Consider the following 19,291-nt stretch of genomic DNA (forward strand, 5'->3'; position numbering starts at 1 on the left):
TCACCCGTCCGCCGCTAACCTTCAGGAATGCAAGCACTCCATCAAGTCCGCTCGACTTGCATGTATTAGGCACGCCGCCAGCGTTCGTCCTGAGCCAGGATCAAACTCTCCAATAAAGTGTTTGACTTGCTCATTTCTTAACTGACGAGAATTTGTTCAATTCTCTATTTCAACGTCCCACCAAAGTGGTTCGTTTTACTCACTCGTTGTTCAGTTTTCAAAGATCAATCTGCGTTTCTCTTTTGTCATCCGCATCTCAGCGGCGACTTTTATAATATATCATACTTCCTATCAACTTTGCAAGTACTTTTTTTAAAAAAGTTTTTTGAAGTTTGTTTTGAAGTTTGATGGCCGCCGGTAGGCGGCATCACCTTCGAAAAGGAAGCGAAAATTAATTTACCATATACTCAGCCGGTTAGTCAACACTTTTTCGCAGAATTAATGTTTGATTTGCGGAAACTTCCCGTTACGCGCATATTTGGAGAGTTCTTTCTGCGGGGCAAACCGGGCATACATGCGGAACACCGTTTTATATCGGTTAGCTATAGCCTGCCTGATGTTTTGGTCCAATCGTTGGTCGCTCAAATCCAGCAGCATCTCATCCAGTTCTTTTCGCAGTACATAATCAAGCTCTTTGCACTCTTTTTCATTGAATAGCATTCCCAGCATGATAGGACCTCCTTGTATAGTTAAGCGAACATGTAACGTCACTCCATCGGATTAAAGCTTCTCTTGCCTATGTAATGGTGATTAACCGTGTTGGCGGGATCTCTAAACCGAATGTATGCTGTCTGCGCATGATGATGAACGCCCTGTCCACGCAGCTCTCTCTTTACTCTGCTAAGCTGCTTTATTAGGTATGCACAATTTCAGGGAAAATTATGACATCAGCCACAACGTAATTGTACTTTCGATCATTGCGGCAACGAGCAGCAGCAAGACAACCCATAAGGAGGCAGTACCCAGCTTACGCCAAAAGCCGCGCCACTCCGCGCCTATCCCGCTTCTGCGCTCGCCTGTCGCCGTTACGCTTCTTAACACCAGCCCGCCAAAAGCAAGACCATATCCGCAAGCGATCACTATGACCGGTATCTCGATGATCCCATGAGGCAGCAGTCCTTTCACAATCAGATCAAACAGACTCTCTCCGCTCTCCCCCACGACTTTCAGTAAGAAACCAATCACCATACCATTGATGACCAGGAAGAAGAACGGTATCACGCCAAGCAGCAGGCCTGAGAACATGACCAACACACTCTTAATGCTGTTGTTAAGAAAGATAAAGACAAAGAAGCTCCATTCCGGATGCTCGGAGGAACCCAGCTGCTGGCTAATCTCCCCTAATCCTTGAAGCTGACCTAGAAGGAATTGTTCGAACCCCTCTGAACTCGCTCCCGCCACGATTCCGGCTATAAATAAGACCGCTGCCAAGAGCAATGCCTTCCGGATGGATCCTAAATCTCTGAGAAAATTGCTAAAACGTAACATTCGAGAACCTCCTAAATTGGTATAACTGGCAAGTACGAGCATATGTTGAAAGTAAACAAGCTATTGCACACTGAAGGGAGAGGGGCGTACGTATTATGAATTCTTTTTATGTATTCAACGGCAGAAAGATTAAGCGGTTTTTCTTCGTTCTTGCCGCAGCGATCTTTGCAATCGGCGTTATTTATGTGGAGAGTGACAACATCTCGGTCTTCTCCGAGAACAACCCGTCAGCGATTTACAGCGTGTCTACGGACAAGAAACAGATCGCGTTAACGTTTGACATCAGCTGGGGCGAAAAACGCGCAGAGCCTATTTTACAGGCCTTAAAGGACAATGGAGTTCAAAAAGCAACCTTCTTCCTGTCTGCGCCATGGAGCAAAACGCATCCCGATATCGTGAATGCCATTAAGGAAAGCGGATATGAAATCGGGAGCCACGGCTTCAAACACGATAATTACAGCACGCTCACCGATGAGGAAATACGCAAGCAGATTTCTTCGGCACATACTATTTTAACCGCAATGACCGGACAAGAACCCAAATTAATACGGATGCCTAACGGAGATTTTGACAAAAGAGTGCTCGGTATAGCCCAAAGCCTTAACTACACGGTGATCCAGTGGGATACTGATTCCAGAGACTGGAAGAATATCGGCGTCGAGAAAATTGTGGACCGCGTAGTCTCCAAAGCGCACCCGGGAGACATCGTGCTGATGCACGCCAGTGACTCCGTGAAACAAACCCATGAAGCACTCCCACTTATCATCAAGGAACTTCGTAATAAAGGCTATGAGTTCGTTACGGTAACCGATCTGCTTCAACAGGGCAGCACCCAAGGCACCGAGGTTCGCGATCACGCTTCATTGCAGAAGAGCATCGAGGATGCAGGTGGACTATAAACTCTCGAGGAAGTCCTCCTGTAATTGAATAATGCTTAACAAAAAAAGAGCTAAGGTGTTAGCTCTTTTTTTCGTCCTGTGTAACTTTATGAAGCGTCAGAATTTGGTATGCATTACAGATCAGCAATGGTACCACCATAAAGATCGTGGCGTTGCTGACTCCAATTTGCAGTACACCGATAATCTCCACAATGGAAATCGCCATCATAAAGAAAAGGGTTGGAATCCATGCATTAGCATTCGTACTCTTCACTTTAAGATAAGCCACGACAACGGCAATAATCAAAATGGAAATACCCAAAATCAAATCTTGCTGCAAGCTAGTGGATCCGCCGACAAAGGTACGGAAGAACATCAGCTCCAGCAATGCTAGAACAGCCAACACAATCTGAATGTATTGCCAGGTTTTCCTGCGGAAAATGCCTATCCCCATATAATTTAAAGTCAGGTACGCAAAAAAGCCCATCTGGGAGTATACGCTCACCAGTGCCCCAGAGCCCAACAAAATCAGCGGGTATATCAATAAATCGGCCATTCCCGTGAATTCGATCGCGCCGTTAAACAACTGCAGGATCAGACCTACAATTAATGCCGCCACTGCCCCAACGAGCAGCGTTTTCAAAAACAATTTAGACCACTTTCGTAAGCTCAACTAACTTCCACCCCCACAGATCATTATTTTACCAACGTTCACAATAAAAAACCATTCTGAATCCGACATATTTCTGCAAATCCATCACATACTATGCGAAGAAGCGTAAGAAAAACATCTATCGGCGTACTTTTACAGAGGACTGACCGCATGCAGAGGATGTTTTTCTTGCGATTATCGAATTTGTTCAGCTCCGCTGAAAACTTATAAATTCAATGATCTTGAAAAAGGAGGACAACGGTAATGAAGTGGCCGTTATTTCGTTTATGTATTATCGTCATCGTTGCTGCCGTGGTGCTTACCGCTTGTGGTGCAGAACAAAGCTCGTCCCCGCAGCTCGGATATAAAGAGATCAAGTCCATGGTGGTCGACATTCTCAAAACCGATGAAGGTAAAAAGGCGGTAGAGGAAGCGCTTGGCGGCGGATCCGGCGGTTCCTCCGGCAGCGGCGGCTCGATGGGAATGCGGATGATGTCCGCCCAGTCAGGGGATCAAATTCGGATGGCAGTTAAGGATACACTGGTGTCGGAGGAATATAAGAAGGAAATTGAGAAGATTATGACCGATCCGCAATTCGCCGGTGATTTTGCGAAAGCCATCAATTCCGAGAGCAAGCAGCTGCATATGCAGCTCATCAAGGACCCAACGTATCAAAAAGCGATTCAGGATATGTTAAAGTCTCCGGATGTGATGAAATCGTTTCTTGAATTGACCAATACCCCGGATTATCGCAAACAGTCCATGACCGTCATGCAGGAAGCTATGCAGAACCCGCTGTTCCGCATGGAGGTGCTGGAACTGCTCAAAACGGTTGTGAAAGACGAACTTCAGCCTAAAGTGGAGAAGAAAAAACAAGGCGAAGGACAGGGACAAGAAGAGCAAGGCGGCGGTGGCGAAGGTGGCGGCGAAGGCGGTGAAGGTGAAGAAAGCGGAGAAGGCGGAGGCGGCGGAGGCGGCAGCTAAGCAACAACTCCCCATAAACGAAAACAAGCTCCCTACCTAGGGAGCTTGTTTCATAATATGGAACTTTTCTAAACGGATTCCTCCAGCTTAGCGGCAATTCTTGCGGCTATCTCATCGTAGATCCCTGCGCTCTCGGTACCTGCCTTATACACCGATGGGGAGAAATCAGGCTCTGATGGGTGGTTGTCCGGCGCGCCTAACGGAAGCTGCGCAAGCAGCTCGGTATGAAGCGTCTCGGCAAGCTTTCCGCCGCCTCCACGACCAAATACATAATCCTTCTCCCCGCCATGGGAACAGACATAATAGGACATATTCTCCACGACGCCCAAGATTTCGTGATCGGTCTGCAAGGCCATCGCGCCCGCTCTGGCGGCAACAAAAGCCGCGGTAGCATGCGGGGTGGTTACAATGATCTCTTTGCTCTGCGGAATCATCTGATGCACGTCAAGCGCTACGTCCCCTGTGCCTGGCGGCAGGTCCAGCAGCATGTAATCCAGATCCCCCCAAGCGACATCCGCGAAAAATTGACGCAGCATTTTGCCAAGCATCGGTCCGCGCCAAATCACCGGACTATTCTCCCGGATGAAGAAACCCATGGACATCACCTTGACACCAAAACGCTCAACCGGATGGATGACGCCCTCTTCGGTTACGGACGGCCCCTCTTCAATGCCCATCATGTCCGGTACGCTGAAGCCATAAATATCCGCGTCAATCAAACCAACCTTCTTGCCTTGGCGAGCCAAAGCTGCAGCTAAATTCACCGTAACGGTGGATTTGCCAACGCCGCCTTTGCCGCTTGCAATCGCAATGAAATGAACGCCGGACTGCTCGCTAAGGAGCGTATTCTGCTCCATGCCGGCAGCATGCCCTTTGGTTAGCTTCTCACGATCGTTATCTTCCTCCCGGGTTGCTCCGCTAACAGCGTTGTCTAGAGGGCGCATGCGGATATGTATATCCTCCGCCCCCATAGCTTCAAGAATTTCTCTGATCTGCGCTTCCAGGGAAGCGCGTACATCTTCACTACTGTAAGTCACGGATAATCGGACCGTGCGTTCCTTTACAACAATATCTCGAATACGCTGGAGCTCCATCAGGCTCTTCCCGGTTTCGGGATCGCGTAAAGGCTGGAGTATCTCCTGTACCGTTTCTCTAGTCAGCATATAAGCACCTCTGCTCTATGTAATGGAATAGACAGTGTTTCGATTTCATGTCCATTATACCATTACTCTGCAGCTTGTGACGACTCGTTGGTGGACTCTCCGGAGGTATAACGCAGAATGCCATTATACACGGAAGCTGCGACCTTTCTCTGATATTTCTCATCACGGAGCAATTCGGATTCCTCTGGATGGGACAAGAAACCGACCTCCACCAGTGCAGATGGCATGCGCAGGGCCTGGAGCAAAAATACCTTATCATCCGTTTTGGCCAGACGCTGCGTATTCTCCAGGTTATGTCTGATTTCAGCCTGAATCCATTCGGCGAGTTTTTTACTTTCCCCGTTATTCGGAGGGAAAAAGGTCTGCGCCCCTCTCCATCGATTGGACGGAATGCTGTTCAGATGCATGCTGATAAACAGATCTGCTTTACTGTCCTCGATCATCCGCACGCGTTGTTTGAGGTCTTCCGTTTTACGCTTGGAATAGCCCTTTGTGCTTTCTGCAGCCAGATCGTAATCTCCTTCTCTTGTCATAATGACGAGCGCGCCTGCCTGCTGCAAATAATCCCTTAAATACAAGGTGATCGCCAGGTTTACATCCTTCTCTATGACACCTTGTCGGCTTACTGCCCCGCCATCTGGTCCGCCATGTCCTGCATCAAGGGCGATGACTTTGCCGGCAAGCGGCAAACTCCAGGTATTCGACGTTTTGGCAGATGGGATTTCGTATGTTACAACGATAATGAGCAGTGCCAGCAGCACAGCTCCAATCATGGTTTGCTTGATTCTCTTCAACGATATCCACACCGTAACCTTGTCCGTTCTCCGCCTGGACATAACAAAACCACCTCGTCCCATGAGTTGTTCTACTCCATCATATGGGACAAGGTGGCTATTTATGCCTTTGTTATACCGTAATCTGCTCTTTCATGCCTTCGATCAGCACTTGCGCGACTTCCGGACGCGTAAATTCCGGCGGTGGGCACTGCCCTTCGCGAAGCAAGCCACGGACTTTCGTTCCCGACAAGGTCAGATGATTTTCCTTAGGGTGCGGACATGTTTTGCTTGAGGCCATGTTTCCGCAAGTGGTGCAGAAGAAGCTGTGCTCGAAGAACAGCGGGGTAATACCCAACTCTTCAGCAGTGAAATTCCTGAAAATTTCCTGCGCCTCATACGTACCGTAATAGTCACCGACTCCTGCGTGATCCCGGCCAACGATAAAATGGGTGCATCCATAGTTTTTCCGAACTATAGCATGAAATACAGCTTCCCTAGGTCCCGCATAACGCATAGCAGCCGGAAATACGCCCAGGAAGGTGCGATCCGCGGGATAGTAGTTCTCCAGCAAGGTCAGATAGCTCTTCATTCGCACATTGGCAGGAACGTCATCCGATTTGGTCTCTCCTACAAGCGGATTGAGGAATAATGCGTCTACAATCTCCATTGCACTCTTCTGAATGTATTCATGTGCACGGTGAACCGGATTACGCGTCTGAAAGCCGACAACCGTATTCCAGCCCTTGGCTTTGAACTGTTCGCGGGTCTCTGCCGGATCAAAATAAAATTCGCCAAACCGTTCAGGCTGTGGACGATTTAATACTTGAATCGGCCCGCCTACATAAGTAGAATGACGTTCAAAAAGCTTTTTCACGCCTGGATGCTCCGGATCATCGGTCTTAAATACTTGAACAGCCTCGACTTGCTGATCCACCTGGTAGACGCTCTCTACATCGATAACGCCATAGACGACCCCATCTTCTTCGCCTACAAGTGCCGCCTTCTCGCCGACGACAAGTTTAGCCGCTGTCTGCTCATCAACAGCCAGTGTGACCGGTATGCTCCACACCGTACCGTCCGATAAACGCATAGAGGAAACCACAGACTTGTAATCCTGCTCGTTCAGAAATCCTTGCAATGGTGAAAATGCCCCGACCCCGATCAGATCCAGGTCCGATATGGTCCAGGCGTTTACAGGGACTTTATGAAGAGTCTCGACCTGTCTCAATAAATCTTCACGCTCTGCTCCTTGGGCTACCCGCTGTACCAGCGTACCGCCATGAGGGAGTATGGCTGTCATGAATAATTCCTCCTTCTTATGCTGTAACTATACGATCCTAAGTCGTTCATGATTGGTTTATTTATGAAGTCCGCACTCCGTCTTCTCATGACCTGACCAACGTCCAGCACGTGGATCTTCGCCTGGCATGACCTGTCGTGTGCAATGTTCGCAGCCAATGCTTGGATAATTCTGATCATGCAGCGGGTTGTAGATGATCTCGTTAGCTCGGATGTAGTTCCACACATCCTCGCTAGTCCAGCCTGCGATCGGATTGAACTTCACCAATCCGAACTTGGTATCGTACTCAATCTTCTTCGAATTAGCTCGGGTAGGTGCTTGATCTCTTCGTATCCCTGTAATCCAAGCCTCATATTGAGACAGAATCCGAGTCAATGGTTCTACCTTTCGGATGTTACAGCACTCCGTCGGGTTGACGCTCCATAATGCTTCACCATGCTGAGCCGCTTGCTCTTCCGGCGTAATGAGCGGAGAGACCCGCACAAATTCCAGGCCATAACGTTCGGCCATACGATCCCGCGTCTCGTATGTCTCCTTGAAATGAAAATCGGTATCCAGATAAAAAATATCCGTCGACGGGCTAATCTTTTGAATCATATCCACCAATACCACATCTTCTGCTCCAAAACTGCAAGCAAACGTTATATTGGGAAATGTCTTGATCGCAAATGCGATGACTTCCTCTGCCGATGCATGCTCAAGCTCTTCTGCTTGCACTCGGATCAAATCCTCTTTCTCCAGCAAATTCATGATTGGATGCCTCCCCCGTAATTATTCCCGATAATCCTACTGAAATAATATGAATTAAATACAGTATAAAACATTCCTAATAAATGTCAACCATCAAATCGATACCAATAAAAACGAAAAAACCCTTCCTGCACAAGCAGAAAGGGCCTTCCTTCTCTTCAATTTCCAAACATTTTGACAAATACCAATCTAGTCTGTTGTTGCCACCGATACCTCTTTAGCTCTAGTACCAGCACTGGCACTTTTCCCTTCCGAATCCTCCGGTTTGGGAGCCGATCCCTGATTCGAGGTCCGCAGTGGAATTTCTTTTAAGAAGAATACGAGCAGCAGTGCGACTACGAGAACTAACGTCCCTGTGAGGAACACCATCGACAATGTATTTCCAAGTGCATCGCGGATACTATCGATCATTTGTACGAATAATGGCTGTACCTCCGCAGGAAGACTTGCCTGCGTCTGCTCAATCAGCGGTTTATTCATCAGTGTCTGCGGATTGGCGAAGGAGAGCATCTGCTGAGCCAGCTGTGGATCCACAGAGCTAAAATCCGGTGCATTAGCTGACTGAAGAGCTTCCTTCAGATTCTTTGTCAGGTTGTTCGACATAACCGTACCCATGACCGCGATCCCGATCGTCCCCCCAAGATTACGGAACAATTGGGATGAAGCCGTTGCTACACCGAGCTCATTGTGGGGTACCGCATTCTGCGTAGCCAGTGAGAATACCGGCATACCCAAGCCAAGACCGATACCGAAAATAATGGTACTAACCACAGTAAGCCAGATGTTGTCCATGAACACCATAATTCCCATACCGACCATCATAATTGGAACTCCAAGAAGTGCGTACCGTTTGTACTTACCACTCTTCGCAATGAGTTGACCTGCTACGGCACTTGTACCCATCATGAAAATCGACATGGGTATAGTTACATAACCCGCATAGGTTGGTGAGATACCAAGTACACCTTGAACATAGAAGGAAATATAAATCATGGCACCCATCAAACCAAAGTTCATAAAAAATCCAATCAGATTAGAAACCGTAACGACACTATTTTTAAACAAACTAAGTGGCAATACAGGTTCCTTCGCTTTCATCTCTACCAAGATAAAGATAAGAGCCGATACAACCGAAGCTGCGATGAGTCCAATAATCTCCGGCGATCCCCAAGGATATTCCGTACCTGCCCAAGAAAAGGCCAGCAGTAAAGGAACGATAGACGTTGTAAGGAACAGAGAGCCCAGATAGTCAATGGACTGTCCAGGTTTGCGTTCAACCTTCGGAAACAGCGTCCAGATCATGATAAAGGCCACTACACCCAGCGGCAGGAAGATCCAGAACAACCAACGCCATTCGATGTTATCGACCAGATACCCGCCTAGCGTAGGACCAAGGACACTGGAAAAACCGAATACCGCGGTCATCAGCCCCATCCATTTACCACGTTCCCGAGGAGGGAATAAGTCCCCGACCGACATAAATGCGGTTGACTGGATAATACCGGCACCTATACCTTGAATACCACGGTAAATAATGAATTGGTACACGTCTGTGGATGTGCCTGTTAGGAACGCCCCTAACATGAAAAATAATATACCGATCAAAATAAACGGCTTACGTCCGAACATGTCGGACAGCTTACCCACCAATATCGTTGCGATCGTTGATGTTAACAAATAAATGTTGATGGTCCATGTATAATAATCCATACCATCGAGAATGGCGATAATCCGCGGCATTGCGGTGCTTGTTATCGTCTGGTTAATGGCTGCGAAGAACATCGCAGCCATGATCGCTATCATAATTGAAATTTTACGTTTAAGCGTTAAATGCTCCATGCTCCACCTCTACCCATTGTGATTGTCTTTATCTATGTTTGACAGCATCAAGGAGAAGATTCTTCTCAAATGCTGAATGTCTTCCTCAGAGAGGAAGTTAAAAAAACCTTGAATCATTTCCTTCTGATCCTTCTTCACTTTCTTAATGATCTCAAGACCCGGTTCCAAGAGCGTGATGTTGACAACTCTGCGGTCATCCTCAGCGCGTTCTTTCTGCAGATATCCTTCTGCAACCAATTTATCCGTCAGTCCGGTTATAGCCGGCGGTGTCAGTGACAAGACTTCAGCAAGCTCCGATACCTTCAGAGGCCCGCGCAGCTTTAATACATACAGTACCTGAAATTGAGGAAAGCTTAAATTGTATTTCCCGGCGCTCGACTTGTTCCATTCCTGAGAAATGTTCTTCATCAGTGCCCGGAACATCGACGACACCTTAAAAATCTCTTCATTGCGATCCAACTATATCCCCCCTTCCTTGCTCCGAAAATTACTTATTTAATTAATGATTAAATATTAATTATTTAAGTGCTTAATTAATTCGCAATAAATAATATATCTCTATTTACATATCAAGTCAAGTGGTTAACGATGTAAGAACATCCATATGCATATCCTTCTATCCGCAGGTTGTGCACACATGTGAACAACCTACCCACATTTGGCGAACGAATTCCAAGTGTGTTGTCAATGATGTGCATATCTTTGTGGACAAACTACTTTCTGATAACGTAAAAAAGCCCTTGACCATAATGGCCAAGGGCTTGGTAAATCGGAAATATTAACGCTTGGAGAACTGAGGAGCGCGACGAGCTGCTTTAAGACCGTATTTTTTACGTTCTTTCATACGAGGGTCGCGAGTCAGGAATCCAGCTCTTTTCAGAGAAGGACGGAATTCTGGATCTGCTTTCAGAAGAGCACGGGAGATACCGTGACGAATTGCTCCAGCTTGACCGGAGATGCCGCCACCATGAGCGATGACAAGCACGTCATATTTGCCCAGTGTTTCTGTCAGATTCAAAGGTTGTTTAACGATCAGTTTGAGTGTTTCCAAACCGAAATATTCATTAATATCACGTTTATTGATGACAATGCGTCCTTCACCCGGTACGAGGCGTACACGTGCTACCGAGTGTTTACGACGACCTGTCCCATAGTATTGTACTTGTGCCATGAAACTGTCCTCCTTTTTAATTAACCGCGAAGTTCATAAACTTCTGGTTTTTGTGCTTCATGTGGATGTGCTGTGCCTGCATATGCTTTCAGTCTCAGCTTCATTTTCTCGCCCATGCGAGTTTTAGGAAGCATTCCGTGAACCGCGCTTTCGATTACGCGCTCTGGGTATTTAGCAATCAGGTCTTGAGCTGCAGTTACTTTCAATCCACCTGGATGCAGGGAGTGACGATAGTATTTCTTGTTCTCCATCTTTTTGCCAGTGAGGTGGATTTTCTCGGAGTTGATAACAACCACGAAATCCCCTGTGTCAACATGTGGAGTGAATTGAGGCTTATGTTTGCCGCGGATCAGAGCCGCAACTTCACTTGCCAAACGGCCAAGCGTCTTGCCTTCGGCATCAACGATGTACCATTTGCGCTCAACTTCATTTGGCTTCGCCATATAGGTGGTACGCATGTATAGTTCCTCCTTGTATTCGTCCGAAAATCATCATTAATTTTCATTATTTATCTTCGATCATGTTTAAAGCATTGTCATGGTGTTGCAGTCTTGCATTCGGTATTTTCTTAACCGGGGCTGTGGGAGAGCCGTTAAGAAAACACAACTTATATAATACAGGATTACGCCCACTTCCGCAAGTGTTTTTTGGTTTTCCACCTTACACCATGCGTGTTATTCAAACAAGTCACCCATCACGTCCAGAAGCGATTTCTTCTTCTTTTTGTGATCGCCTGGTCCGTGGTCTAAATATCGACGGTCATTGAGGTTAACCCTTCTCGGCGATATCATACTCCACTTCCCATAACATCAGGCCCTTGCCCATAGCTGTTGGACCGGCTGCTGCCCGGTTTTTGGCTTCCAGTATGACCAACATGTCATCCGGATGGCGCTTACCTTCCCCTACCTCAATCAACGTCCCCATAATAATCCGAACCATATGCTGCAGAAACCCATTCCCGGATACATACGTATGAATGACTCCTTGATCTCTCGTGCCCGGACGGCACATGGACGTATCCTTCTCGATCCAAGCATCAAAAATAGTACGAACATGGGACGGCTTCGTCGACTTCCGTGACGCAAACGTTGTATAGTCATGCGTTCCGATCAGATGAGAAAGTCCCTGCTCCATCGCTGCGATATCCAGTTTCCCATGATGGTGGATCTGGTACCGCCGGTTAAATAGATCCGGATATTGGTTTGCATTGATGGTAAAACGATAGGTTTTCCGTTTCGCTGCGTGGCGGGAATGGAATTCCATAGGTACCTCCATCGCATCCGAAACCACGATATCTTCCGGCAGCCAAGTGTTTAATGCCATACACCAACGCTCTACGGGAATTGGAGAAGCTGTGTAGAAATTGAATACCTGGGCACGAGCATGCACCCCGGCATCTGTCCGGCCAGAAGCCGTAATCTTAAGCTGTTCACCAGACAAACGGCGGATCGCTTCCTCCAAATAATCCTGAATCGTGTGACCACCGGGCTGGGTCTGAAAGCCGTTATAATCGGTACCGTCGTAACTGACCTTCATCAGAAGATTACGCATTGCTGACCTCCTGAGTGCTTTCATCGAAATACGCCGCAACAACGAAAGCCTGTACACATTATAAGAAAACATCAATCGCGGCTTTTCTCAAGGATGAGCGACCGCGATTAGAAAGTAGGTTTTCTTGGGATATAGAATTGCATCAGCTTCGCTGACAACCTATAAATTCTATATTTATCAAAAAAGAGCCCCATAGGAGCTCCTTTTCATCATGTTAAGCCGAACCCTTCGAGTCAGCCACATGACTAGAAGGTCCCCGTTATTGTTGCCCATGGAGTAGTCGAGACGAGTCGAACCAAATGATCGACTATATCTCGCACCACTTCCCGTTCATGGCTCCAAGAATAAACATCTACGGAGCCGGGCATACATAACTACAGTCACTTCAATGGAACAAAGCTAATTTACGCGCGATCTACCAGTTCCAAGTAAACCATTGGAGCTGCGTCACCACGACGAGGACCCAGTTTCAGGATACGAGTGTATCCGCCTGGACGCTCGGAGTAACGAGGAGCGATTTCGGAGAACAATTTTTGGATTGCATCTTGTTCACCGTCTACTGTTTCACGACGCACGAATGCAGCTACTTGACGACGAGCGTGAAGATCACCTTTTTTTGCTTTTGTGATCAACTTCTCAGCGATCGAACGAACTTCTTTCGCTTTGGCTTCAGTCGTTTGAATGCGCTCATATAAGAAAAGGTCGGTTACCAGGTCACGGAACAACGCTTTACGCGCACTGGAATCGCGGCCCAACTTTTGGTATGCCATGTGTTTTTTCCCTCCTTTGCTAAGCTAAGCCGAATCTATGCTATTCTTCCGTACGAAGTCCCAGGCCCAACTCTTCAAGCTTCTCTTGAACTTCCTCCAAGGATTTGCGTCCGAGGTTCCGGACTTTCATCATATCCTCTTCGGTTTTCGTGGTCAGCTCTTGTACCGTATTAATGCCGGCACGTTTCAAGCAGTTGTAGGAACGAACGGAAAGATCCAGCTCTTCGATCGTCATTTCAAGCACTTTTTCTTTCTTGTCTTCTTCTTTCTCAACCATGATCTCCGCATCCTTCGCTTCGTCGGTCAGACCTACGAAGAGGAACAGATGCTCAGTCAAGATTTTCGCGCCGAGACTAACAGCTTCTTCCGGGCGGATGCTGCCATCCGTCCAAATTTCAAGCGTCAGTTTATCGTAGTTGGTTACTTGACCAACACGCGTATTTTCCACACCGTAGTTAACACGGCTAATCGGAGTATAGATCGAATCGACGGGAATGACGCCGATAGGCTGGTCATCGCGTTTGTTCCGATCCGCCTGGACATAGCCACGACCGCGACTGGCAAAAATACGCATATGAAGTCTTGCACCAGGGCCGAGCGTTGCAATATGAAGATCTGGGTTCAGAATCTCCACATCACTATCCGCACGGATGTCACCAGCAGTAACAACCCCTTCACCCTCCGCATCAATCTCGAACACTTTCTCTTCATCGGAATGAATTTTCAGAGACAAAGCTTTCAGGTTCAGGATGACCTCGGTCACGTCTTCCATGACACCCGGAATCGTGGAAAATTCATGCAGTACGCCATCGATTTGAATCGATGTGACTGCAGCTCCCGGTAGTGAGGATAACAAGATGCGGCGAAGCGAGTTCCCCAGCGTCGTGCCATACCCTCTCTCCAGAGGCTCAACTACGAATTTCCCATAGGTTCCATCTTCATTGACATCAACGGTCTCAATTTTCGGCTTTTCGATTTCAATCACGCAAGTACCCCTCCTTCAAACGTCGCTCCTATATGAAACTGTCATCTTATCCAGTAATCCATGTAGTAGTATGCCTAAACAACCATTATTAGCAGATTGCAACGGATTTATACCACATTAACAGGATGACTTCATTATACGCGACGACGTTTTGGTGGGCGGCATCCGTTATGTGGAATTGGTGTAACGTCTTTGATCAGGTTTACTTCGAGACCTGCTGCTTGCAGAGAACGAATTGCTGCTTCACGACCAGCACCAGGACCTTTAACCATTACTTCCACCGCTTTCATACCGTGTTCCATAGCCGCTTTGGCAGCTGTTTCAGCAGCCATTTGCGCAGCGAACGGGGTCGACTTACGGGAACCTTTAAATCCAAGGCCGCCGGAGCTTGCCCAAGAAATCGCGTTTCCGTGAGGATCCGTAATCGTTACGATTGTATTGTTGAATGTGGAGCGGATATGAGCCACGCCACTTTCAATATTTTTGCGGTCACGACGTTTAGTACGTACGACTTTTTTTGGTTTAGCCATTGTCTATTATCCCCCTTTCTTATTTCTTCTTGTTCGCTACGGTACGACGAGGACCTTTACGTGTACGAGCATTCGTTTTAGTACGTTGACCACGAACAGGCAATCCACGACGGTGACGAATACCGCGGTAGCAGCCGATCTCCGTGAGACGTTTAATATTTAAGGAAATTTCACGACGCAGGTCACCTTCTACCTTAACCATACCATCGATCGTTTCGCGCAATTTGCTGACTTCATCTTCTGTCAAATCACGGACACGAGTGTCTGCATTGATTCCAGTTTCTTTCAGTACTTTCTGGGAAGTCGTTTTACCGATTCCGAAAATGTAAGTCAAGGCGATCTCAACGCGTTTGTCACGTGGCAAATCCACACCAGCTATACGAGCCATTTTACGCTACACCCCCTTCTTTAACCTTGTTTTTGTTTGTGTTTCGGATTTTCACAGATAACCATTACGTTCCCTTTGCGGCGAATGACTTTGCATTTTTCGCAAATAGGCTTTACAGAAGGTCTTACCTTCATGCTAATTACCTCCTCCAAGTTTTACATTGTAAAACCAGCTTCGAAACTAAAGTAGTTTGTTACCGCTGCTGAGTTTTACGTCAGTAAAACCGCTTCGCAGCTTTCCTTGATTCCCCAGGGGAACCTTGAATCTATTTACGGTACGTGATACGACCTTTGGTTAAATCATACGGCGAGAGTTGAACAACCACTTTGTCTCCTGTAAGGATACGGATAAAGTGCATCCGCAGCTTTCCGGAAACATGAGCGAGAATCTGATGACCATTCTCCAGCTCGACTTTAAAGGTAGCATTCGGCAACGGCTCAATGACCGTTCCTTCGACTTCAATGACATCTTCTTTAGCCACAGTTAGTCTCCTTTCTGATCTGCCTTGGATTTATCGGATACAAACCGGTCCAGTGCGAAACGCAGTTTACCGTTTGTAACCCGACCGCTTTCTTGCAAACTGTTTACCACTTCACTGCTAATGTAGGATTGAGGTTCAAGATGAAGAACATTCTTCTTCTTGGCCCCGTCAAACTTGCGTTTGTCCCCATCCGCAATCAACACGAACCTGCTGTCCTCAATCGAAACGATAACGGCATACTGTCCGGCATCTCTACCTTTCAGTATCTTAACAATCTGACCGGGTTGAAGCATGACTTCATTATTCATGTTATCACCCTATTCCGGCAGCTTCGTCAAAATTTCCATGCCATCCGGCGTGACTGCTACCGTATGCTCGAAGTGAGCACATAGTGAGCCGTCTACCGTTACAACCGTCCAGTTGTCTTCCAGCGTCTTGACATTCCGTTTACCCGCATTGACCATCGGCTCGATCGCGAGCACCATGCCCGGTTTGAGTCTTGGTCCGCGGTCTGGGATGCCATAGTTCGGAATTTGCGGATCCTCATGCAGATCGGTACCCACACCATGACCAACGTATTCCCGGACGACAGAGAACCCTGCATCCTCGATGTGACGCTGTATGGCATGAGAGATTGTAAACAAGCGGACATCGGGTTTGATTAGCGCAAGTCCAGCATAGAGCGATCCTTCCGTTACGTCCAGCAGACGCTGGGCTTCTTCGGAAATTTCTCCTACAGCGTAGGTCCATGCCGAGTCACCATGGTAACCCTGGTACTGTGCACCGATATCAAACGTAACGATATCGCCCTCGATTAATTTGCGTTTGCCTGGAAATCCATGCACCAATTCTTCGTTGACTGATGCGCAAATGCTGGAAGGAAATCCGTTGTAGCCTTTAAAAGATGGCACAGCGCCTTGGCTTCGAATGAACTTGTCGGCCATAAGGTCAAGCTCCCCGGTCGTAATGCCCGGTTCTACATGAGCGGCAAGGAGTTTGTGGCATTCCGCCACGATCCTTCCTGCCTCTCTCATCAAGCTCAGTTCCGTTTCGGATTTACAAATGATCATTATACTTAACCTCTCAGTGTAGACGCAATTTGTGATGAAACCGCGTCGATTTCCTGATCACCATCGATTTGACGCAAAAGACCTTTGTTCTCATAAAACGTGAGGAGTGGTGCTGTTTTGTTGATATATTCGTCTAAACGAATGCCGACGCTCTCTTCGTTATCATCGGAGCGCTGGTACAATTCGCCGCCGCATTTATCACAAATGCCTTCCTGTTTAGGAGGATTAAAGATCACATGATAAGTCGAACCACAGTTTTTGCAAATCCGGCGGCCGGTAAGGCGAGCCAGAAGCTTTTCCCGATCAACTTTCAGGTTGATGACGTGATCGAGACCAGTATTCAAGCGGGCGAGAATCTCATCCAGCGCTTCCGCTTGCGAAAGGGTTCTTGGAAAACCGTCCAATAAAAAACCTTTTTCGCAATCGGACTGCTGCAAACGCTCCTCCACAATACCAATCGTTACGTCATCCGGTACCAGCAGCCCCTGATCCATGAATTCCTTCGCTTTAATCCCGATGGGAGTTCCTTGTTTGATCGCCAGACGAAATGCATCGCCTGTTGAAATATGAGGAATACCGAATTCATTCACGATGTTTTCTGCTTGCGTCCCTTTTCCTGCCCCAGGAGGACCCATGAATAAGATGTTCACCTTACGTCACTCCCTCCCCTTGATTGACTAGCAAGAACAACACAATAGGCGCCGGGAAGCGATACAGACCACTCGCCGGAACCTATCGCCTATTTATTGATAAAACCTTTGTAGTGACGTTTGATCAGTTGGCTTTCGATCTGCTTCATCGTATCCAGTGCAACACCGACCACGATCAAGAGGGACGTACCACCAATCTGAACTGTACGAGGAAGACCTGCAAGTGATCCAAAGAACACCGGAAGCACGGAGATCACGGCCAGGAACAATGCTCCTGTCATGGTCAAACGGGTCATAACCCGAGTCAGATACTTCTCGGTAGCTTTACCAGGACGAATGCCCGGTACATAGCCGCCGTTCTTCTTCATATTATCAGCCATTTGGTTCGGGTTCATCTGCACGAAGGTGTAGAAGAACGTGAAACCAATGATCATGAGTACATACAGTACCATTCCAAGCGGGCTGTCATAAGCCAGGTTCGCCGTAATCCACTTTGCCCAATTCATGTGTGCCCAGAAGCTGGCGAGGATAACCGGGAATTGCAGCAATGACATCGCAAAGATTACCGGAATAACGCCTGCTCCGTTAATCTTGAGTGGAATGTGTGTGTTCTGTCCGCCGTACATTTTGTTTCCTACAACACGCTTCGCGTATTGAACCGGAATCTTACGGATACCTTGCTGAATGAATACAACGCCGGTAATGATCAAAATCAAAATCAGAAGGATGATAACACCCTTCAGAATGTTCATAAACACTTGACCATCCTGAATGAAGTTCGATTCAATCGTTGTCCGAATGTGCATTGGAATACCAGCAGCGATACCAGCAAAGATAATGATCGAAATACCGTTACCGATTCCGCGTTCCGTAATCTGTTCACCGAGCCACATCAAGAATGATGTACCTGCAGTAAGCACGATCGCGATAACAACAAAGTCGATAAAGGTTGCTCCAGGAACCATTTCGGCACCATACAGGCGGTTAAACCCGACGGACATACCGAACGCCTGAATCAAACCCAATATTACCGTACCATAACGAGTAATTTGAGCCAACTGCTTCTTCCCGTGTTCCCCTTGTTTGTTCCATTCCGCAAACTTTGGAATGACGTCCATCGATAGCAACTGTACGATAATGGACGAAGTAATATATGGAAATATCGAAAGGGCGAAGATCGAAAACTGCGATAGTGCGCCCCCCGAGAACGTGTTAAGAAGACCGAACAACTCATTGCCTGCCTGATTCGTCTGGGTAAAAACATCTTTGTTAACACCGGGAACCGGAACAAATGATCCAATACGGAAGATGATCAGAACGAATAAGGTGAACAAGATACGCTTGCGAAGGTCATCCACACGCCATATATTTTTCAGGGTCTTAAACATTAGATCACCTCGGTTTTACCGCCGGCAGCCTCGATCTTCTCTACCGCAGATTGAGAAAACTTATTAGCTTTTACAGTCAAAGAAACGGTAACTTCACCGTTGCCAAGAATTTTGATTCCGCTCTTTGTATTGTTAACAATACCGCTCTCAACCAAAACTTCTGGAGTCACTTCAGTACCTGCTGCAAAGCTGTTAAGTTCTTCGATGTTCACAATCGCGTACTCTTTCCGAGTTGGGTTTACGAAACCGCGCTTCGGAAGACGACGATACAATGGGTTCTGTCCACCTTCGAAGCCTGGACGTACACCACCGCCGGAACGAGAGTTTTGTCCTTTGTGACCGCGACCCGACGTTTTACCCGTACCGCTACTAGTACCGCGTCCAACGCGCTTGCGTTCTTTGCGGGATCCAGGTGCTGGGCTCAGCTCATGTAACTTCATCGTTCGTTGCACCTCCTTAATATGTCCGGGAATAAAC

Annotated in this window: 26 protein-coding genes and 1 rRNA gene; 3 read left to right on the forward strand and 24 right to left on the reverse strand. The window is 47.4% G+C overall.

Annotation, left to right across the window (positions count from 1 at the left end; genetic code table 11):
* The 3 genes from OHJ21_RS31745 to OHJ21_RS31755 all read right to left on the reverse strand — a co-directional run.
* Positions 1-116: ribosomal RNA gene (locus OHJ21_RS31745) — 16S ribosomal RNA — on the reverse strand; the annotation flags it as partial.
* A gap of 322 nt (positions 117-438) precedes the next feature.
* On the reverse strand, positions 439-669 hold the full coding sequence (locus OHJ21_RS31750; protein WP_009592811.1) for a hypothetical protein: 231 nt from the start codon (positions 667-669) through the stop codon (positions 439-441).
* Between the two features lie 210 nt (positions 670-879).
* Complete coding sequence (locus OHJ21_RS31755; RefSeq protein ID WP_326114795.1) at positions 880-1,488, reverse strand: stage II sporulation protein M; 609 nt, start codon at positions 1,486-1,488, stop codon at positions 880-882.
* A 95-nt stretch (positions 1,489-1,583) separates the two neighbouring features.
* On the opposite strand from OHJ21_RS31755, the gene pdaB reads away from it, so the two are divergent.
* Entirely contained in the window at positions 1,584-2,387 is an 804-nt protein-coding gene (pdaB, locus tag OHJ21_RS31760) for a polysaccharide deacetylase family sporulation protein PdaB (RefSeq protein WP_100541535.1), read from the forward strand.
* Positions 2,388-2,445: 58 nt separating this feature from the next.
* On the opposite strand, the gene OHJ21_RS31765 is transcribed toward pdaB, so the two are convergent.
* Positions 2,446-3,039: a KinB-signaling pathway activation protein gene (locus tag OHJ21_RS31765; RefSeq protein ID WP_100541536.1), complete on the reverse strand. Its 594-nt coding sequence runs from the start codon at positions 3,037-3,039 to the stop codon at positions 2,446-2,448.
* Positions 3,040-3,282: 243 nt separating this feature from the next.
* On the opposite strand from OHJ21_RS31765, the gene gerD reads away from it, so the two are divergent.
* Positions 3,283-4,002, forward strand: a complete 720-nt coding sequence (gerD, locus tag OHJ21_RS31770) for a spore germination lipoprotein GerD (RefSeq protein ID WP_486022287.1) — start codon at positions 3,283-3,285, stop codon at positions 4,000-4,002.
* A 68-nt stretch (positions 4,003-4,070) separates the two neighbouring features.
* Here gerD and OHJ21_RS31775 read toward each other — a convergent pair whose 3' ends face one another.
* The 8 genes from OHJ21_RS31775 to rplM form a co-directional block, all read right to left on the reverse strand.
* On the reverse strand, positions 4,071-5,165 hold the full coding sequence (locus OHJ21_RS31775) for an Mrp/NBP35 family ATP-binding protein (protein ID WP_100541538.1): 1,095 nt from the start codon (positions 5,163-5,165) through the stop codon (positions 4,071-4,073).
* Positions 5,166-5,227: 62 nt separating this feature from the next.
* Positions 5,228-6,001, reverse strand: coding sequence for an N-acetylmuramoyl-L-alanine amidase CwlD (cwlD, locus tag OHJ21_RS31780; RefSeq protein ID WP_100541539.1), 774 nt, complete (start codon positions 5,999-6,001; stop codon positions 5,228-5,230).
* 70 nt (positions 6,002-6,071) lie between these two features.
* Entirely contained in the window at positions 6,072-7,241 is a 1,170-nt protein-coding gene (gene sat, locus OHJ21_RS31785; RefSeq protein WP_486022289.1) for a sulfate adenylyltransferase, read from the reverse strand.
* Positions 7,242-7,298: 57 nt separating this feature from the next.
* Positions 7,299-7,991, reverse strand: coding sequence for a phosphoadenylyl-sulfate reductase (locus tag OHJ21_RS31790; protein ID WP_100541541.1), 693 nt, complete (start codon positions 7,989-7,991; stop codon positions 7,299-7,301).
* 189 nt (positions 7,992-8,180) lie between these two features.
* Positions 8,181-9,830, reverse strand: coding sequence for an MDR family MFS transporter (locus OHJ21_RS31795; RefSeq protein WP_326114801.1), 1,650 nt, complete (start codon positions 9,828-9,830; stop codon positions 8,181-8,183).
* A 9-nt stretch (positions 9,831-9,839) separates the two neighbouring features.
* A complete protein-coding gene (locus OHJ21_RS31800) occupies positions 9,840-10,289 on the reverse strand; it encodes a MarR family winged helix-turn-helix transcriptional regulator (RefSeq protein WP_100541543.1) in 450 nt (149 codons plus the stop codon).
* A 319-nt stretch (positions 10,290-10,608) separates the two neighbouring features.
* Positions 10,609-11,001, reverse strand: a complete 393-nt coding sequence (gene rpsI / locus OHJ21_RS31805; protein WP_006212891.1) for a 30S ribosomal protein S9 — start codon at positions 10,999-11,001, stop codon at positions 10,609-10,611.
* A gap of 20 nt (positions 11,002-11,021) precedes the next feature.
* Positions 11,022-11,459 carry a 50S ribosomal protein L13 gene (gene rplM, locus OHJ21_RS31810; RefSeq protein WP_100541544.1) on the reverse strand — a complete coding sequence of 146 codons (438 nt, stop codon included), beginning with the start codon at positions 11,457-11,459 and terminating at the stop codon, positions 11,022-11,024.
* 62 nt (positions 11,460-11,521) lie between these two features.
* Between rplM and OHJ21_RS31815 the strand changes: the two genes are divergently transcribed.
* On the forward strand, positions 11,522-11,767 hold the full coding sequence (locus OHJ21_RS31815; protein ID WP_165789789.1) for a hypothetical protein: 246 nt from the start codon (positions 11,522-11,524) through the stop codon (positions 11,765-11,767).
* A gap of 2 nt (positions 11,768-11,769) precedes the next feature.
* Here OHJ21_RS31815 and truA read toward each other — a convergent pair whose 3' ends face one another.
* The 12 genes from truA to rplO form a co-directional block, all read right to left on the reverse strand.
* Positions 11,770-12,552 (reverse strand): tRNA pseudouridine(38-40) synthase TruA, encoded by a 783-nt coding sequence (truA, locus tag OHJ21_RS31820; RefSeq protein WP_100541545.1) that lies wholly within the window; start codon positions 12,550-12,552, stop codon positions 11,770-11,772.
* 404 nt (positions 12,553-12,956) lie between these two features.
* Positions 12,957-13,322, reverse strand: coding sequence for a 50S ribosomal protein L17 (gene rplQ, locus OHJ21_RS31825; protein WP_071221011.1), 366 nt, complete (start codon positions 13,320-13,322; stop codon positions 12,957-12,959).
* A gap of 40 nt (positions 13,323-13,362) precedes the next feature.
* Positions 13,363-14,307 carry a DNA-directed RNA polymerase subunit alpha gene (locus OHJ21_RS31830; RefSeq protein WP_071221012.1) on the reverse strand — a complete coding sequence of 315 codons (945 nt, stop codon included), beginning with the start codon at positions 14,305-14,307 and terminating at the stop codon, positions 13,363-13,365.
* A gap of 134 nt (positions 14,308-14,441) precedes the next feature.
* Entirely contained in the window at positions 14,442-14,837 is a 396-nt protein-coding gene (gene rpsK / locus OHJ21_RS31835) for a 30S ribosomal protein S11 (protein ID WP_009589209.1), read from the reverse strand.
* Between the two features lie 19 nt (positions 14,838-14,856).
* Positions 14,857-15,225 (reverse strand): 30S ribosomal protein S13, encoded by a 369-nt coding sequence (gene rpsM / locus OHJ21_RS31840; RefSeq protein ID WP_006212897.1) that lies wholly within the window; start codon positions 15,223-15,225, stop codon positions 14,857-14,859.
* A 20-nt stretch (positions 15,226-15,245) separates the two neighbouring features.
* On the reverse strand, positions 15,246-15,359 hold the full coding sequence (gene rpmJ, locus OHJ21_RS31845; RefSeq protein ID WP_003333770.1) for a 50S ribosomal protein L36: 114 nt from the start codon (positions 15,357-15,359) through the stop codon (positions 15,246-15,248).
* 131 nt (positions 15,360-15,490) lie between these two features.
* The gene (gene infA / locus OHJ21_RS31850; RefSeq protein WP_006212898.1) at positions 15,491-15,706 is read right to left on the reverse strand and encodes a translation initiation factor IF-1; all 216 of its coding nucleotides are present in this window, start codon (positions 15,704-15,706) and stop codon (positions 15,491-15,493) included.
* Between the two features lie 2 nt (positions 15,707-15,708).
* Positions 15,709-16,014, reverse strand: coding sequence for a KOW domain-containing RNA-binding protein (locus OHJ21_RS31855; protein ID WP_100541546.1), 306 nt, complete (start codon positions 16,012-16,014; stop codon positions 15,709-15,711).
* Between the two features lie 9 nt (positions 16,015-16,023).
* Positions 16,024-16,776, reverse strand: coding sequence for a type I methionyl aminopeptidase (gene map / locus OHJ21_RS31860; RefSeq protein WP_006212900.1), 753 nt, complete (start codon positions 16,774-16,776; stop codon positions 16,024-16,026).
* Positions 16,777-16,781: 5 nt separating this feature from the next.
* Entirely contained in the window at positions 16,782-17,426 is a 645-nt protein-coding gene (locus tag OHJ21_RS31865; protein WP_486022312.1) for an adenylate kinase, read from the reverse strand.
* An 89-nt stretch (positions 17,427-17,515) separates the two neighbouring features.
* Positions 17,516-18,814 carry a preprotein translocase subunit SecY gene (secY, locus tag OHJ21_RS31870; protein ID WP_100541548.1) on the reverse strand — a complete coding sequence of 433 codons (1,299 nt, stop codon included), beginning with the start codon at positions 18,812-18,814 and terminating at the stop codon, positions 17,516-17,518.
* Positions 18,814-19,254, reverse strand: a complete 441-nt coding sequence (rplO, locus tag OHJ21_RS31875) for a 50S ribosomal protein L15 (protein WP_006212903.1) — start codon at positions 19,252-19,254, stop codon at positions 18,814-18,816. The genes secY and rplO overlap by 1 nt, the downstream gene beginning before the upstream one ends.
* Positions 19,255-19,291 lie beyond the last annotated feature (37 nt).

This window comes from Virgibacillus sp. LDC1, assembly GCF_025792345.1.
Lineage (GTDB): Bacteria > Bacillota > Bacilli > Paenibacillales > Paenibacillaceae > Paenibacillus_AQ > Paenibacillus_AQ lautus.

What these genes read in the sequence shown, in the direction of transcription:
- OHJ21_RS31750 (WP_009592811.1), bottom strand. Translation starts at nt 669, where the DNA reads ATGCTGGGAATGCTATTCAATGAAAAAGAGTGCAAAGAGCTTGATTAT.
- OHJ21_RS31755 (WP_326114795.1), bottom strand. Translation starts at nt 1,488, where the DNA reads ATGTTACGTTTTAGCAATTTTCTCAGAGATTTAGGATCCATCCGGAAG.
- pdaB (WP_100541535.1), top strand. Translation starts at nt 1,584, where the DNA reads ATGAATTCTTTTTATGTATTCAACGGCAGAAAGATTAAGCGGTTTTTC.
- gerD (WP_486022287.1), top strand. Translation starts at nt 3,283, where the DNA reads ATGAAGTGGCCGTTATTTCGTTTATGTATTATCGTCATCGTTGCTGCC.
- OHJ21_RS31775 (WP_100541538.1), bottom strand. Translation starts at nt 5,165, where the DNA reads ATGCTGACTAGAGAAACGGTACAGGAGATACTCCAGCCTTTACGCGAT.
- cwlD (WP_100541539.1), bottom strand. Translation starts at nt 6,001, where the DNA reads ATGTCCAGGCGGAGAACGGACAAGGTTACGGTGTGGATATCGTTGAAG.
- sat (WP_486022289.1), bottom strand. Translation starts at nt 7,241, where the DNA reads ATGACAGCCATACTCCCTCATGGCGGTACGCTGGTACAGCGGGTAGCC.
- OHJ21_RS31790 (WP_100541541.1), bottom strand. Translation starts at nt 7,991, where the DNA reads ATGAATTTGCTGGAGAAAGAGGATTTGATCCGAGTGCAAGCAGAAGAG.
- OHJ21_RS31795 (WP_326114801.1), bottom strand. Translation starts at nt 9,830, where the DNA reads ATGGAGCATTTAACGCTTAAACGTAAAATTTCAATTATGATAGCGATC.
- rpsI (WP_006212891.1), bottom strand. Translation starts at nt 11,001, where the DNA reads ATGGCACAAGTACAATACTATGGGACAGGTCGTCGTAAACACTCGGTA.
- rplM (WP_100541544.1), bottom strand. Translation starts at nt 11,459, where the DNA reads ATGCGTACCACCTATATGGCGAAGCCAAATGAAGTTGAGCGCAAATGG.
- OHJ21_RS31815 (WP_165789789.1), top strand. Translation starts at nt 11,522, where the DNA reads ATGTTTAAAGCATTGTCATGGTGTTGCAGTCTTGCATTCGGTATTTTC.
- truA (WP_100541545.1), bottom strand. Translation starts at nt 12,552, where the DNA reads ATGCGTAATCTTCTGATGAAGGTCAGTTACGACGGTACCGATTATAAC.
- rplQ (WP_071221011.1), bottom strand. Translation starts at nt 13,322, where the DNA reads ATGGCATACCAAAAGTTGGGCCGCGATTCCAGTGCGCGTAAAGCGTTG.
- rpsK (WP_009589209.1), bottom strand. Translation starts at nt 14,837, where the DNA reads ATGGCTAAACCAAAAAAAGTCGTACGTACTAAACGTCGTGACCGCAAA.
- rpsM (WP_006212897.1), bottom strand. Translation starts at nt 15,225, where the DNA reads ATGGCTCGTATAGCTGGTGTGGATTTGCCACGTGACAAACGCGTTGAG.
- rpmJ (WP_003333770.1), bottom strand. Translation starts at nt 15,359, where the DNA reads ATGAAGGTAAGACCTTCTGTAAAGCCTATTTGCGAAAAATGCAAAGTC.
- OHJ21_RS31855 (WP_100541546.1), bottom strand. Translation starts at nt 16,014, where the DNA reads ATGAATAATGAAGTCATGCTTCAACCCGGTCAGATTGTTAAGATACTG.
- map (WP_006212900.1), bottom strand. Translation starts at nt 16,776, where the DNA reads ATGATCATTTGTAAATCCGAAACGGAACTGAGCTTGATGAGAGAGGCA.
- secY (WP_100541548.1), bottom strand. Translation starts at nt 18,814, where the DNA reads ATGTTTAAGACCCTGAAAAATATATGGCGTGTGGATGACCTTCGCAAG.
- rplO (WP_006212903.1), bottom strand. Translation starts at nt 19,254, where the DNA reads ATGAAGTTACATGAGCTGAGCCCAGCACCTGGATCCCGCAAAGAACGC.